16 protein-coding genes and 1 tRNA gene are annotated in these 13,962 nt (G+C 70.8%); 8 read left to right on the forward strand and 9 right to left on the reverse strand.

The window, feature by feature from the left end; genetic code table 11:
- Positions 1-26: 26 nt before the first annotated feature.
- The gene (locus tag ACF09C_RS11705; protein ID WP_392091195.1) at positions 27-164 is read left to right on the forward strand and encodes a hypothetical protein; all 138 of its coding nucleotides are present in this window, start codon (positions 27-29) and stop codon (positions 162-164) included.
- A gap of 150 nt (positions 165-314) precedes the next feature.
- On the opposite strand, the gene ACF09C_RS11710 is transcribed toward ACF09C_RS11705, so the two are convergent.
- The 6 genes from ACF09C_RS11710 to ACF09C_RS11735 all read right to left on the reverse strand — a co-directional run bounded on the left by ACF09C_RS11710 (position 315) and on the right by ACF09C_RS11735 (position 4,121).
- On the reverse strand, positions 315-971 hold the full coding sequence (locus tag ACF09C_RS11710; protein WP_392091196.1) for a class I SAM-dependent methyltransferase: 657 nt from the start codon (positions 969-971) through the stop codon (positions 315-317).
- The gene (locus ACF09C_RS11715) at positions 968-1,588 is read right to left on the reverse strand and encodes a DUF2064 domain-containing protein (protein ID WP_392091197.1); all 621 of its coding nucleotides are present in this window, start codon (positions 1,586-1,588) and stop codon (positions 968-970) included. Before ACF09C_RS11715 ends, ACF09C_RS11710 begins: the two co-directional genes overlap by 4 nt.
- Positions 1,585-2,301: a glycosyltransferase family 2 protein gene (locus ACF09C_RS11720; RefSeq protein WP_392091198.1), complete on the reverse strand. Its 717-nt coding sequence runs from the start codon at positions 2,299-2,301 to the stop codon at positions 1,585-1,587. The genes ACF09C_RS11715 and ACF09C_RS11720 overlap by 4 nt, the downstream gene beginning before the upstream one ends.
- 447 nt (positions 2,302-2,748) lie before the next feature.
- A tRNA-Pro gene (locus ACF09C_RS11725) sits at positions 2,749-2,822 on the reverse strand.
- 38 nt (positions 2,823-2,860) lie between these two features.
- Positions 2,861-3,142 carry a hypothetical protein gene (locus ACF09C_RS11730; RefSeq protein WP_392091199.1) on the reverse strand — a complete coding sequence of 94 codons (282 nt, stop codon included), beginning with the start codon at positions 3,140-3,142 and terminating at the stop codon, positions 2,861-2,863.
- 37 nt (positions 3,143-3,179) lie between these two features.
- Positions 3,180-4,121: a metallophosphoesterase gene (locus tag ACF09C_RS11735; protein ID WP_392091200.1), complete on the reverse strand. Its 942-nt coding sequence runs from the start codon at positions 4,119-4,121 to the stop codon at positions 3,180-3,182.
- A gap of 73 nt (positions 4,122-4,194) precedes the next feature.
- On the opposite strand from ACF09C_RS11735, the gene ACF09C_RS11740 reads away from it, so the two are divergent.
- Complete coding sequence (locus tag ACF09C_RS11740; protein WP_362414911.1) at positions 4,195-4,659, forward strand: GatB/YqeY domain-containing protein; 465 nt, start codon at positions 4,195-4,197, stop codon at positions 4,657-4,659.
- Positions 4,660-4,761: 102 nt separating this feature from the next.
- Here the strand turns inward: ACF09C_RS11740 and ACF09C_RS11745 are convergent, their stop codons facing one another.
- Positions 4,762-6,999, reverse strand: coding sequence for a transglycosylase domain-containing protein (locus ACF09C_RS11745; protein WP_392091201.1), 2,238 nt, complete (start codon positions 6,997-6,999; stop codon positions 4,762-4,764).
- 550 nt (positions 7,000-7,549) lie between these two features.
- On the opposite strand from ACF09C_RS11745, the gene ACF09C_RS11750 reads away from it, so the two are divergent.
- Positions 7,550-7,894, forward strand: a complete 345-nt coding sequence (locus ACF09C_RS11750; protein ID WP_181924596.1) for a WhiB family transcriptional regulator — start codon at positions 7,550-7,552, stop codon at positions 7,892-7,894.
- Between the two features lie 92 nt (positions 7,895-7,986).
- Here ACF09C_RS11750 and ACF09C_RS11755 read toward each other — a convergent pair whose 3' ends face one another.
- The gene (locus ACF09C_RS11755) at positions 7,987-9,423 is read right to left on the reverse strand and encodes an ArsA family ATPase (RefSeq protein ID WP_392091202.1); all 1,437 of its coding nucleotides are present in this window, start codon (positions 9,421-9,423) and stop codon (positions 7,987-7,989) included.
- Positions 9,420-10,382, reverse strand: coding sequence for an ArsA family ATPase (locus ACF09C_RS11760; protein WP_392091203.1), 963 nt, complete (start codon positions 10,380-10,382; stop codon positions 9,420-9,422). The genes ACF09C_RS11755 and ACF09C_RS11760 overlap by 4 nt, the downstream gene beginning before the upstream one ends.
- Before the next feature lie 72 nt (positions 10,383-10,454).
- Here ACF09C_RS11760 and ACF09C_RS11765 point away from each other — a divergent pair, with 72 nt between their 5' ends.
- The 5 genes from ACF09C_RS11765 to ACF09C_RS11785 all read left to right on the forward strand — a co-directional run bounded on the left by ACF09C_RS11765 (position 10,455) and on the right by ACF09C_RS11785 (position 13,879).
- Positions 10,455-10,613, forward strand: a complete 159-nt coding sequence (locus ACF09C_RS11765) for a DUF4177 domain-containing protein (protein ID WP_017947820.1) — start codon at positions 10,455-10,457, stop codon at positions 10,611-10,613.
- A complete protein-coding gene (locus ACF09C_RS11770; RefSeq protein ID WP_392091204.1) occupies positions 10,613-11,101 on the forward strand; it encodes a RidA family protein in 489 nt (162 codons plus the stop codon). Before ACF09C_RS11765 ends, ACF09C_RS11770 begins: the two co-directional genes overlap by 1 nt.
- Positions 11,102-11,188: 87 nt before the next feature.
- On the forward strand, positions 11,189-12,073 hold the full coding sequence (locus tag ACF09C_RS11775; protein WP_392091205.1) for an NUDIX hydrolase: 885 nt from the start codon (positions 11,189-11,191) through the stop codon (positions 12,071-12,073).
- Positions 12,070-12,900: an MBL fold metallo-hydrolase gene (locus ACF09C_RS11780; RefSeq protein WP_362414897.1), complete on the forward strand. Its 831-nt coding sequence runs from the start codon at positions 12,070-12,072 to the stop codon at positions 12,898-12,900. The genes ACF09C_RS11775 and ACF09C_RS11780 overlap by 4 nt, the downstream gene beginning before the upstream one ends.
- Before the next feature lie 94 nt (positions 12,901-12,994).
- Entirely contained in the window at positions 12,995-13,879 is an 885-nt protein-coding gene (locus tag ACF09C_RS11785) for a prohibitin family protein (protein ID WP_392091206.1), read from the forward strand.
- Positions 13,880-13,962 lie beyond the last annotated feature (83 nt).

The raw sequence follows: 13,962 nt of genomic DNA on the forward strand, positions 1-13,962 counted from the left end.
TCACCCACATCATCAGGGAGACAGACATGGACCACAAGACTCCTCCGATCGGCCCGCTGGCCTTCGCGCTCCGCCTGCGCGGTGCAAGCAAGCGCACCGTCCTGGTCGTCGCGGCCCTGGCCGGTTCCGCCCTGCTGATCGGCATCGGCCTGCTCCTGACCTGAGCTTGCGACCGGGAGCGAGGTTGCACCGGTGAGACCTCGGTGACACACCCGAGAATTCAATGACACAGGGCAGCTGGCAGAGGTCGGGGATGGCACGCAGGGAACTCGCTGACGATGAGTGGGAGTTGATCGAGCCGTTCCTTCGTCTCGTCAGCGGCGTAGCTCCACGAAGTTGCGGCCCGCTGCCTGCCAGGTGAGGGATCGGGTCCAGCCGGCTTTCGGGGCCTCGGCGCAGAGCGCCCGGGCGCCGAGCCGGGCCCACCGGAACGGCGCTCCGCGCCCGCCGCGGCCGTCGTCGACGTGGACCTCGACGCGTTCGTCGACGTCGACGGTGGCCACCTCGACCAGCAGGGAGCCGGAGGGTGAGGCGAGTTCGGCGGCGCGGCGGAGCAGGACGGCCGGATCGCCTCCGATGCCGACGTTGCCGTCGACGAGCAGGACGGTGTCCCAGCGCCCCTCACGAGGCAGGGGATCGAAGACCGATCTGCACAGGGCGCTGCCTCCCGCACGCACCGTGCGGGCCACCGCCTCGGGGGTGACGTCCACTCCCAGAGCCCGATGTCCGCGTGCGGCGAGGGCGGTGACGAGGCGGCCGGGGCCACACCCGATGTCCAGGACGGGCCCCGTGCAGCGGTCGAGGACGGTGGCATCGGCCTCGTCGGGTTCGGCACACCAACGCTCGACCTCCAGGGGCAGCAGCCAGCCGTCGCCTCGGCGCAGGTAGAGAGGGCCCCGGCCGGTGCGGAGTGCCTCGGCGTACGGGTCGGCCCGCCAGGCGAGGGCGGGTTCGGCCAGCTGGGCGGTCATCGAGCCACCGCGCAAAGGGCACGGTGACGGGTGGCGAAGCGGCTGCCGGGTATGGCGGCCGCGACCTGTGCCGCGTCGGCCGGGGAGTCCACGTCGCGCAGCTCGGGCAGGTCCCGTACCACCCGCCCGGACGCGGTCAGCCGTCGGCGCTGCTCCCGCCCGGTGTGCGCCACCGACATGGGGACGCCGAGGATCAGCGCCGGGTCGGGCTCGGCCAGGCCGAGTGCCCAGAACCCGCCGTCTTCGGCCGGGCCGAACCAGGCATCCGTCTCGCTGAAGTCGAGGCCCTGGGCGAGGAGATCCGGGGTGACCTGGGGGGTGTCCATGCCGATGAGCAGGGCCGGCCCGTCGACGTGGGAGAAGGCCGCGGCCAGTCGGGAGTCGAGGCCGCCGGCACCTTGCGGAAGGACCTCGATGCCCTCGGGCACCCAGGACCCCGGTCGCCCGTCGAGAACGAGAACACGGCGCTCGGCGGGGGCCCCGAGCACGGCATCGAGCGTGTCCTGGAGGGCGCCGCGGGCCAGCTCGGCCGCCTGCTCCGGGGTGAAGTGCGGGGTCAGACGCGTCTTGACCCGCCCCGCCACGGGTGCCTTGGCGATGACGAGAAGGGTGCTCATACGGAGACCTCCCCGGCCGCGACGGACGGTGCGCCGGGCGGCTCGGCGAGTACCCGGCGCATGTCGCGCACGGCATGCCAGGTGCCCCGCCAGGTCCCGGTGACCTTCGACTTCCCCGAGCGGGGCAGGTACGGGACGTCCGTCTCGGTGACCCGCCAGCCCGCATCCGAGGCACGTACCACCATCTGGAGCGGGTAGCCGCTGCGCCGGTCGGTCAGCCCCAGCCCGAGCAGTGCGTCTCGTCGTGCCACCCGCATCGGCCCGAGGTCGTGCAGCCGGAGTCCCGTGCGGTGACGCAGCATGTGCGCGAGGGCCAGGTTCCCGGCGCGGGCATGAGGGGGCCAGGCGCCTCGCCCCTGCGGGAGCCGACGCCCGAGCACCAGATCGGCCTCACCCGAGGCCACACGGGCGGCCATCGGGACGAGCAGCCCCGGGTCCATCGAGGCGTCGCAGTCGCAGAAGCAGACCAGGTCGGCGCGGGACGCGAGCAGCCCGGCGTGGCAGGCGGCCCCGAAACCACGTCGGCTCTCGTGTACGACGGTCGCACCGAGGCTTCGGGCGATCTCCGCGGAGCCATCGGTCGAGCCGTTGTCGACGACGATGGCCCGCCACCCGGCGGGCACCCGCGCCAGCACCCAGGGGAGCGCTTCGGCCTCGTCGAGGCACGGCAGTACGAGGTCCGCGACGGGCGGTGCGCAAGCAGATGAAGTCACCCTCCACACCGTAGGAACCGACAAGCGGGAAACGGCCCTTCCGGTCCTTACGAAACGCGGACGTCATCCCGGGGAGGGGTACTTGTGCCAGAGCCGCGGCCGGCCGGGCGGGTGGCAACCTGGGGCGGCCGCTGTGTCGCCGGCCACCGCGCTGCTTCTGGGCCGTCAGGTCGCACGGCGATGCCGCGAACTCGTCGCCTGGATCTCACACGACCTGCGTTGTCTTGCCGTCCTGACTACGAGGCACGTATCGGTCGATGAGCGGTGGCGATTCACGAACGCACAGGAGGGCCGGACGTCACGGCCGTGCCACCCACTCCCCACCGTGCACCGTCCTGGGAGACCCCGACCAAGATCGTCTCCCAGATTTCTCCCAAACGATCTACAAAGCCAGTCAGGGGCCTGATTCGATCTCTCGAATCAGGCCCCTGACCTGGTCTTACTCTGTCGGGGTGGCGGGATTTGAACCCACGACCTCTTCGTCCCGAACGAAGCGCGCTGCCAAGCTGCGCTACACCCCGATGTCACTGCTCAGTTCTTCACGTCGCGGCGACATCGATTACTTTAGCCCACCCGCGCCCTGAGACGAAATCCGGTTTTCGCGGCCCCTCACCGCAGGTCGGACGCGGTCCAGGGCCACGACCGCGAGGCCGAGCGCGGAGAAGGCGAGGCCCAGGACGACGGCGTTGACCGCCACGCTCCCGAGAACGCACTCGATCACCACGCCCGTCGCCGCCGCGAGCGCGATCAGCCCGCGGAGGACGGCGGCCACGGGCCGGCGGACGGCGGGTACGACGGCGGCGGCCGGTACCGCGGCCGAGGCGGGGTTCGGCGTGAGCATCCCCCACCGTACGGGCGTCGCGCGGTGGTCCGCAGGCTCAGTCCCGCGCCGTCAGCGTCAGCAGCGTCGCCTCGGGGGGGCAGGCGAAGCGGACCGGCGTGAAGCGGTTCGTGCCGCAGCCGGCCGAGACGTGCAGGAACGACGTCCGGCCCGCCACCGTGTGCGTGGAGAGGCCCTTCACCCGGTCCGTGTCCAGGTCGCAGTTGGTCACCAGCGCGCCGTAGAAGGGGATGCACAGCTGGCCGCCGTGCGTGTGCCCCGCGAGGACCAGCTCGTAGCCGTCCGCCGTGAAGGCGTCGAGGCTGCGGAGGTACGGGGCGTGCACCACGCCCATCGAGAAGTCCGCCGACGCGTCAGGACCGCCGGCCACCCGCTCGTACCGGTCCCGCTTGATGTGCGGGTCGTCGAGCCCGGTGAAGGCCAGGTCGAGACCACCGGGCAGCTTCAGCCGGCCGCGGGTGTTGGTGAGGTTCACCCAGCCCGCCTCGTCGAACGCGTCCCGCAGTTCCTCCCACGGGTTGTGCACCGCGCCCACCACCGGCTTGTTGCCGTTCAGGCCGTGCCGCCCCTGGGCCTTCTCCAGGAGGTAGCGGGCGGGGTTGCGCAGCCTCGGCCCGTAGTAGTCGTTGGAGCCGAAGACGTACACACCCGGGTACTCCATCAGCGGGCCGAGCGCGTCCAGGGCCTCCGGCACCGCGTCCGTGTCGGAGAGGTTGTCGCCGGTGTTCACGACGAAGTCGGGACGCAGCCCCGCGAGCTTCTGCAGCCAGGCGCGCTTCTTCCGCTGCCCGCACACCATGTGGATGTCGGAGACCTGAAGGACCCGCAGATCCCGCATCCCGCGCGGGAGAACCGGGATCGTCACCCGGCGCAGCCGGAACGAGCGGGCCTCGAAGCCTGCCGCGTAGACGATTCCGGCCGCGGCCGTCGCCGTGAGACCTGCCGTGACCTTCAGGGGGATCCCGTACCGTGCGCGCATCCCCCCATCGTCGCAGACCCGATGGGCGGAAATGCGCGGGCGGGTGGGGTGGGACACCTGACACACTTGGGGCATGACCACGCTCAAGGCCACGCTTCAGGACGACCTCAACGCCGCCATCAAGGAGCGCGACGAGCTGCGCTCCTCGACGCTCCGGCTCACCCTCACCGCGATCACCAAGGAGGAGGTCTCGGGCACCACCAAGCGCGAGCTCTCCGACGACGAGGTGCAGAAGGTGATCGCCAAGGAGGCGAAGAAGCGCCGCGAGGCCGCCGAGGCCTTCGCCCAGGGCGGCCGCGCCGAGTCGGCCGAGCGGGAGAAGGCGGAGGGCGAGATCCTCGACGCGTACCTGCCGAAGCAGCTCGACGACGCGGAGCTCGAGCAGATCGTGGCCGCGGCCGTCGCCGAGGCCAAGGCCGCCGGCGCCGAGGGCCCGCGCGCGATGGGCGCCGTCATGAAGATCGTGAACCCGAAGGTCGCGGGCCAGGCCGAGGGCGGGCGCGTGGCGGCCGCGGTGAAGAAGCTGCTCGCCGGCTAGCGGGCGACGTCGGTACCGACGGTGCCGACGGTTCGGACAGTACGGACGACTGAGGGCGCCCCCGCCGCGCGGGAGGCGCCCTCAGTCATGTCCCTGCCGGTGCTACGGGCCGTTGCCGCCGCCGCCCCGGCCGTCTCCGCCACCGTCCCCGCCGCCGATCACACCCGGCGGGAGCGTGATCCCGGGGAGGTTCGGCCGGTTGGGCTTGTTGGGCTTGTTCGGCTTGCCGTCGTCGCCGGGCTTGTCCTTGTCCTTCTCCTCCGGCTTCTCGCCGCGCGGTACGGAGATGGGGGCGAACCGCGGCGTCTCGGAGGCGTCGAGCGCCCCGCGCATCGCGATCTTCCAGATCGGGCCGGGGAGGCAGCCGCCACAGACCTTCGGGTAGTACTGGCCGCCGATGGTGATGTTGAACATCGACACCTTCTCGCCGACGTCGTCGCCGACCCAGACGGCCGTGGACAGGTTCGGCGTGTACCCGACGAACCAGGCGTCCTTGCGGTCGTTCGTCGTACCCGTCTTGCCCGCGTTGTCGCGGTCGCTCAGACCCGCCCTCGTACCGGTGCCGTCCTCGACGACGCCCTTCAGCATCTGGTTGATGGTGTCGGCCGTCCGCTCGCTCATCGCCCGCGAGCACTCGGTCTGGGGCACCTTCAGCTGCTCGCCGCCCGCCGTCTTGATCGACTCGATGGCGATCGGCGTGCAGTACGTACCCCGGTTGGCGAAGGTCGCGTAGGCGGCGGCCATGTCGAGCGGGGTGGCTTCGATGGCGCCCAGCGTGATCGAGGGGCTCTCCTTGACCTTCTTGCCCAGCTCCCGCTCGTAGCCGACGTTCTTCGCCATCGTCACCGTCTCGCACAGGCCGGCCATCTGCTCCAGCTTGGCGAAGTAGGTGTTGATGGACTTGCCGAGCGCGCTCGTCATGTCCCAGGTGCCGGTCTCGGACTTGAGCTCGTTGCCGACCTTCCAGTCCGCGTACCCGGCCGGCTTGCCGTCGCAGCGGGTGTACGAGTTCTCCGGGACGGAGATCTCGTAGCCGGTGGAGAAGCTCTGCGCGGGGCTCAGCCCCTTCTCCAGGGCGGCCGCGGCCGTGATCGGCTTGAACGTCGAACCGGTCTGGAAGCCGTACGTCGTGCCGCCCATCTTGCTGCCCACGGCCAGGTTGAGCGTGGTCTGGTGCTGCTTCTGGTCGAGACCGTACGGCCGCGACTGACCCATCGACAGGATCTTGCCGCTGCCCGGCTGGACCTGGACGACAGAGGCGGCGACCTTGTCGTCCTCGTTGACGTGGGCGACGGCGGCCTCGTTGGCCGCCTCCTGCGCGCGCGGGTCGAGCGTGGTCCGGACGGTCAGGCCGCCGAGGTTCCACAGCTTCTGCCGCTCCTCGACCGTCTTGCCGAAGACCGGGTTGGTGAGGATCGTCTTGCGCACGTAGTCGCAGAAGAAGCCGGCGCCGTCGACGGCGGTGATGCAGCCGTTCTTCGGGGTCTTCACCTTCAGCTTGATCGGCGCGGCGATCGCCTTGTCCGCCTCGGCCTGGCTGATGTCCTTCACGTCGGCCATCCGCTGGAGGACCACGTTGCGGCGCTTGGTGGCTTCCTGGAGGTCGTTGATCGGGTCGTAGCGGCTCGGCGACTGGACGAGGCCGGCCATCATCGCGGCCTCCTCCAGCTTCAGGTCGGCGGCGGGCTTGGAGAAGTAGCGCTGGGACGCCGCCTCGATGCCGTAGGCCTGCTGACCGAAGAAGGTGATGTTGAGGTAGTTCTCGAGGATCTTCTTCTTCCCCAGCTCCTCCTCGACCTGGATCGCGTACTTCAGTTCGCGCACCTTGCGGCCGATGGTCTGCTGGGTGGCGGCGGCGACCTTCTCCGGGTCGTCACCGGCCTCCTCGACGAAGACGTTCTTCACGTACTGCTGCGTGAGCGTGGACGCGCCCTGGGCCACGCCGCCCGACTGGGCGTTGCGGTTGATCGCGCGCAGCACGCCCTTGAGGTCGATCGCGCCGTGCTCGTAGAAGCGCGAGTCCTCGATCGCGACGATCGCCTTCTGCATGTACGGAGAGATCTTCTCCAGCGGCACGACCTTCCGGTCGCGGGAGTAGACGGTGGCGAGGACGCCGCCGTCCGAGTCGAGGATGGTGGTGCGCTGACTCAGGGGTGGCGTCTTCAGGTTCGACGGAATCTCGTCGAACCCCTCGACCGTCCCCTTCGCCGCAAGACCCAGTGCACCGGCCGCGGGCAGGGCGATGCCCGCCAGCACCGCTCCCGCGAGCACACTGACACCGAGGAACTTGGCGGCCTGCTGGGTCCCGGTCAGACCTCCGCCCGAGCGCTTCTTTGCCATGGGGGCAGCCTAATCCGTAGTGATGAGCGTTCCGTAGGAGCGGGGGCCTCTCGGAGCGTTCGAGTACGAGACCGTGACATCCGGGCCGGTCGTGGCAGGTCCGGGCCCATGACGACGCGGACATGACGTGTCGACGTTCGCATTCGCCGGACAGACGGGAATGCCTTGGCCTAAGCTGCTCCCAACTGTCACAGCAGTGTGGTTTCGCATCAAGGTCCAGGCAAGACCCCGGGCGTGACATCGGCAGGAATCCCTTGGCCCCGAACCCTGGGAACCCCCTGTCCGATTCCGCCCCATGCGTCACTCGACGCCCTAAGTGGCACCGACTCAGCCGGGCGAACTGTACCGGTTCGCCCGATTCGACACGCATGTCCATCGGTCACTCCCCTGGGTGATCTGCCGCGTACGCATAGTCCGTTCGGGCCATTCAAGATTGGGCCCGAAGGGGGTGTTGCGCTGTGCCCACCTTCCGTAACGTCACCAACTGGCAGCGGTGAATATGCCGCTACCGCCGTGGGGGAGCCTCGATTCGGGAGAGGACGGCGCCGGTATGGGCTGGGTAGCTGACTGGAGTGCGCAGGCGGCCTGCCGCACTACCGATCCGGATGAACTTTTCGTGCAGGGAGCGGCGCAGAACAGGGCGAAGGCGGTGTGCACCGGCTGTCCGGTGCGGACCGAGTGCCTGGCCGATGCCCTCGACAACCGTGTGGAGTTCGGTGTGTGGGGCGGCATGACGGAGCGCGAGCGCCGTGCCCTGCTGCGCCGGCGGCCGACCGTCACCTCGTGGCGGCGCCTGCTGGAGACCGCGCGGACGGAGTACGAGCGGGGAGCGGGCCTGCTGCCCGTGGCGATCGACGACGACGCGACGTACGAGGCGTACGCGGCGGTGGGCTGACCGCCCGCCGTTCGGACCGATCGGCTGCCGGAGCGATCGGCTGCCAGAGCGTCGGCTGTCGGCGCGATCGACTGTCGGAGCGCGATCGACTGTCAGGACGACGGCATGCGGCCCGCCGTGAGGCGGTCGCCGATGGCGCGGAGTCCGGACAGGTCGTGTACGTCGCCCGGCAGGGCGGCCACTTCGGCGACGGCCACCTCGGGGTGGAGCGCCGTGAACCGGTCTCGTGTGCGCTGCTCGCGCGCGAGCACCTGCATCCGCTCCGCATGGAGCCGGAGCAGGCCGGCGGTCAGTCGCTGGATGTCCGCTGCGTCGGGGTCGGCAGGAACATCGGCCTCGTCGGCTGTGGGGGCAGCCTCGGTGCTCGGGGCGATGTCCGCGCTGATGCCTGCGGTCGTGCCTGCGGTGGTGACTGCAGTCGTGCCTGCGGTGATGCCTGTCGTCGTGTCGGCGGCGGTCGCTGAGTCGGACAGCTCGTTGTCCGACGGCTCGTCGGTGGCGGTGGCGGTGGCGCGGGAGCCACGCCCTCCAGTCTTCCCGGCGCCCTGATCCACCATGCGCCCCTCGTCAAGATTTTCCGCCGCGGCCCGCGCCCGCTCGGCCGAGAGCCGGGCGGCGCCACTGCCGTGGACGCGGTTCAGGACGAGGCCCGCCAGCGGCATCTCCTCGGCCGCGAGACGCTCCACGAAGTACGCCGCCTCCCGCAGCGCGTCCCGCTCCGGCGTCGCGACCACCAGGAACGCCGTACCCGGCGCCTGGAGCAGCTTGTACGTCGCGTCCGCCCGGGTCCGGAAGCCACCGAACATGGTGTCCATCGCGGCCACGAACGTCTGCACGTCCTTGAGGAACTGACCCCCCAGCAGCTTGCCCAGGGTCCCCGTCATCATCGACATCCCGACGTTCAGGAACTTCATCCCCGCCCGGCCGCCCATCTTCGCCGGCGCCATCAGGAGCTTGATGAACTTCCCGTCCAGGAAGGACCCGAGCCGCTTCGGCGCGTCCAGGAAGTCGAGCGCGGACCGCGACGGAGGGGTGTCGACGACGATCAGGTCCCACTCGTCCCGGGCCCGCAGCTGCCCGAGCTTCTCCATCGCCATGTACTCCTGCGTGCCGGCGAAGCCGGCCGACAGGGACTGGTAGAACGGGTTCTCCAGGATCGCCCGGGCCCGCTCGGCGTCCGCGTGCGCCTCGACGATCTCGTCGAAGGTCCGCTTCATGTCGAGCATCATGGCGTGCAGTTCGCCGCCGTCGGACCCCTTGATCCCGTCGACCTTGCGCGGCACGTTGTCCAGCGAGTCGATCCCCATCGACTGCGCGAGCCGGCGCGCCGGGTCGATCGTCAGGACGACGACCCTGCGGCCCCGCTCCGCCGCCCGAACGCCCAGGGCCGCCGCGGTCGTCGTCTTCCCGACACCGCCCGCCCCGCAGCAGACGATGATCCGGGTGCCCCGGTCGTCGATGAGCGGATCGAGTTCGAGGACGGGTACGGAGTCCAGACCGTTCGCCGTGCCGTTCACCGGACCCGTCACGCGCCCACCCCTTGTTTCCGCAGCTCCTTCGCCAGCCGGTACAGGCCCGCGATGTCCGCCCCGTCCCCCAGGAACGGGAGTTCGTACGCCGGTACGTCGAGCCCCGTCAGCACCGCCCGCTGCTCGCGCTCCAGCTCCACCCGCTGCGCGTGCTCGGCAGCCTGCTCCAGGAGCGGCTCGACCAGCTTCGTGCCGCCCCGGACGCCCGCGGCGGCCAGTGTGCGCGCGACGGCGTCCCGGTGGTCGCCGGAGGCCGCCCGTACCGCCGCCTCGTCGAGGACGTGCGGACGGACCATGTTCACGATGACACGGCCCACCGGCAGTTCGGCCGCCTGCAGCTCCGCGATGCCGTCCGCGGTCTCCTGGACCGGCATCTCCTCCAGGAGCGTCACCAGGTGCACGGCGGTCTCCGGGGACTTCAGGACGCGCATCACGGCCTGGGCCTGATTGTGTATCGGGCCGATCCTGGCCAGCCCGGCCACCTCGTCGTTGACGTTGAGGAAGCGGGTGATGCGGCCCGTCGGAGGCGCGTCCATGACCACATGGTCGTAGGTGTAGCCGCCGTGCTTCTCGCGCCGCCTGACCGCCTCGCACGCCTTGCCGGTCAGCAGCACGTCCCGTACGCCGGGCGCGATCGTCGTCGCGAAGTCGATCGCGCCGAGCTTCTTCAGGGCACGGCCCGCGGTGCCCAGCTTGTAGAACATCTGGAGGTAGTCGAGGAGGGCCCGCTCGGCGTCGATGGCCAGCGCGAAGACCTCCCCGCCGCCCGGGGCAACGGCGATCTTGCGCTCCTCGTACGGAAGCGCCTCCGTCTCGAAGAGCTGTGCGATGCCCTGTCTGCCTTCGACCTCGACGAGGAGGGTCCGTTTGCCCTCCGTCGCGAGGGCGAGCGCGAGGGCGGCGGCGACCGTCGTCTTACCGGTACCGCCCTTGCCGCTGACGACCTGGAGCCTGCTCACGCCTTCGAGCCTAACCACTGGAGCGCTCGCCTAAGCAGGAGGCTGCCTGTGGCAGCGGATACAGTCGGCTCCATGACCAAGTGGGAATACGCGACCGTGCCCCTTCTCGTGCACGCGACGAAGCAGATTCTGGACACCTGGGGCGAGGACGGGTGGGAGCTCGTCCAGGTCGTTCCCGGCCCGAACAACCCCGAGCAGCTCGTGGCCTACCTGAAGCGGGAGAAGTCCTGATGAGCGGCGCCGCGAACGGGACCGGCACCGTCGAGGCGAAGCTCGCCGAACTGGGCCTGACCCTGCCGGAGGTCGTGCCTCCGCTGGCCGCCTACCAGCCGGCCGTGCAGTCGGGCGTGTACGTCTACACCTCGGGCCAGCTCCCGATGGTGCAGGGCAAGCTTCCGGTGACCGGCAAGGTCGGCGCCGAGGTCACCGCCGAGGAGGCCAAGCAGCTCGCCGCCACCTGCGCGCTGAACGCCCTCGCGGCCGTGAAGTCGGTCGCCGGTGACCTGGACCGGATCAAGCGGGTCGTGAAGGTCGTCGGCTTCGTCGCCTCGGCCGCCGACTTCACCGGCCAGCCCGGCGTCATCAACGGCGCCAGCGAGCTGCTCGGCGCGGTCCTCGGCGACAAGGGCGTGCACGCGCGCAGCGCCGTCGGTGTGGCGGTCCTCCCGCTCGACGCCCCGGTCGAGGTCGAGGTCCAGGTGGAGCTGGCCGAGGCCTGACCGCCCGTACGTCCGTCAAGAGCCGGTTCTCCCGCGCAGGGGGAATCGGCTCTCGTGCATCACGGTAGTTGCGCATACCATCCGGCCATGCCGAATGGTCAGTGGTACCCACCGGAATGGCCCGACCGCATCCGCGCCCTCGCGGCGGGCGAGCTCACGCCCGCGGCCCCCAGGCGGGCGGCGACCGTCCTGCTGCTGCGCGACGCCGCCGACGGGCCGCACGTCCACATGCTGCGGCGGCGCACGTCCATGGCCTTCGCGGGCGGCGCGTACGCGTACCCCGGTGGCGGGGTCGACCCGCGCGACGAGCACCCGGTGCGCTGGGCCGGGCCCTCCCTGGAGAGCTGGGCCGGGCGACTCGGTGTCACGGGTACCCAGGAGGCGCAGGCGATCGTCTGCGCGGCCGTGCGCGAGACCTTCGAGGAGGCGGGCGTCCTCCTCGCCGGGGAGACCGCGGACTCCGTCGTCGACGACACGACGGGGGAGGACTGGGAGAAGGACCGCGAGGCGCTGGTCGCCCGCGAGCTGTCCTTCGCCGACTTCCTGGACCGGCGCGGGCTCGTCCTGCGCTCGGACCTGCTCGGCGCGTGGGCGCGCTGGATCACGCCCGAGTTCGAGTCCCGGCGGTACGACACCTGGTTCTTCGTGGCCGCCCTGCCGGCCGGCCAGCGCACCCGGGACGTCTCGACGGAGGCGGACCGCACGGTCTGGATCCGCCCGGCCGACGGCGCGGCCGGCTACGACCGGGGCGAGCTGACGATGATGCCGCCGACGATCTCGACCCTGCGCGGCCTCGAACGCTTCGGTACGGCCGCCGGGGCGCTGGCCGCCGCCGTGGACCAGGACCTGACCCCCGTACTCGCGCAGGCCCGCCTCGAAGGGGACGAGCTGATCCTGAGCTGGCCGGGCCACGAGGAGTTCACCAAGCACATCCCGACGGGGCCCGCTCCGGAGAGCGGAGGTGCGCGGTGACCGCCGCCGGTTCGCTGCCGGGGCAGCCGCGGGGCGGGGTGCTGTCCGGTCCCGCGACCGCCCGTACCGTCAACGTCCTCGCGCCCAACCCGTCCGCGATGACCCTCGACGGCACCAACACCTGGATCGTCTCCGAGCCCGACTCCGACCTGGCCGTCGTCATCGACCCGGGCCCGCTCGACGACGGCCACCTCCACCATGTCGTCGCGACCGCCGAGAAGCTGGGCAAGCGGGTCGCGCTCACCCTCCTCACGCACGGCCACCCCGATCACGCCGAGGGCGCCGGCCGGTTCGCCGAGCTGACCGGTACGCGGGTGCGCGCCCTGGACCCGGCGCTGCGCCTCGGCGACGAGGGTCTCGGCGCGGGGGACGTCATCACCGTCGGCGGCCTGGAGCTGCGCGTCGTACCGACGCCCGGCCACACCTCGGACTCGCTCTCCTTCCATCTGCCCGCCGACCGGGCGGTCCTGACCGGCGACACGATCCTGGGGCGCGGCACGACGATCGTCGCCCACCCCGACGGGCGGCTCGGCGACTATCTGGACTCGCTGCGCCGGCTGCGTTCGCTCACCGTCGACGACGGGGTGCACACCGTGCTGCCGGGCCACGGGCCGGTCCTGGAGGACGCCCAGGGCGCCGTGGAGTTCTACCTCGCGCACCGCGCGGGACGGCTCGCCCAGGTGGAGACGGCGGTCGAGAACGGTCACCGGACGCCGTCGGAGGTGGTCGCCCACGTGTACGCGGACGTGGACCGCTCGCTGTGGCCGGCCGCCGAACTCTCCGTGCGGGCGCAGCTGGAGTACCTGCGGGAGCACGGTCTGATCTGACCGCTCGCCCCATCCACCCCCGAGGGCGCGCGGCGCCCGGAGCGTGCTTTACGCTCCGCTTACCTTTTGACCGTAGTCCTCGGGGGGAAAGCCTGTGTTCGTCATATCGATTCTGCTGCTCGTCGCAGCGGTCGTGCTGTTCTTCGTCGGCCGGTCCAACGACTCGAAGGGGCTGAAGCTGGGCGCGGTCGGTGCGGTCCTCGCCGGCGCGTTCTCGCTCGTCGCCTCCATGACGTACGTCGTCAGCGCGTACGAGGTCGGTGTCCCGGTCGCCTTCGGCAAGGTGGGCCAGCCGATGACCTCGGGCATGCACGTCAAGTCGCCGTTCACCGATGTCACGACCTTCTCCACCCGCCCGGTCGACCTCAACCTCTCCGACAAGGACGTGGTCGAGGTCCGTTCCTCGCAGGGTGGCGTGATGGAGGTCGAGGTGACCGTGAAGTGGGCGGTCACGCCCGCCAAGGCCGTGGAGCTGTACCGGCTCGCGGGCAGCGAGGAGTCGATCCAGACGCGGCTCGTCTACCCGGACAGCCGGGAGATCGTCCGTAACGTCTTCGCCCGCTACACGAGCGAGCAGGGCTACGCGAGCGACCGCGAGAAGATCAACGCCGAGATCGGCGCGCTCATCAAGGAGCGCCTCGCCCCGCGCGGGATCGACGTCACCGCCGTCAACCTGCGCAACGTGAAGCCCTCGGCGGCGCTGCAGACCCAGATCGACCGCAAGATCCAGCAGCAGCAGGCGACCGAGCGCGCCACCGAGGCGGCCCGCACCGCCAAGGCCGAGGCGGACCGGCGCCGTATCGAGGCCGAGGGCATCGCCCGCGCCAACAAGATCCTCAACGAGTCGCTGACCGACAAGGTCCTGGCGAACCAGTGCATCGACGCGTACAAGGAGGCCGCGGCGAAGAACCCGGTGTACGCGGTCCCGTGCGGCAGCGGCACGGGCACCCCGGTGATCGTGGACGGTTCGAAGCGCTAGTCACCCGTCACTCCTGACGGGTCCTTACGGGTCTCGACGGGTCCTTACGGGTCCCTATGCGAGAAGGCCGCCCCGGTTCCTGA

Origin of the sequence: Streptomyces sp. NPDC014870, assembly GCF_043081505.1 — a bacterium.
Taxonomy (GTDB): domain Bacteria; phylum Actinomycetota; class Actinomycetes; order Streptomycetales; family Streptomycetaceae; genus Streptomyces.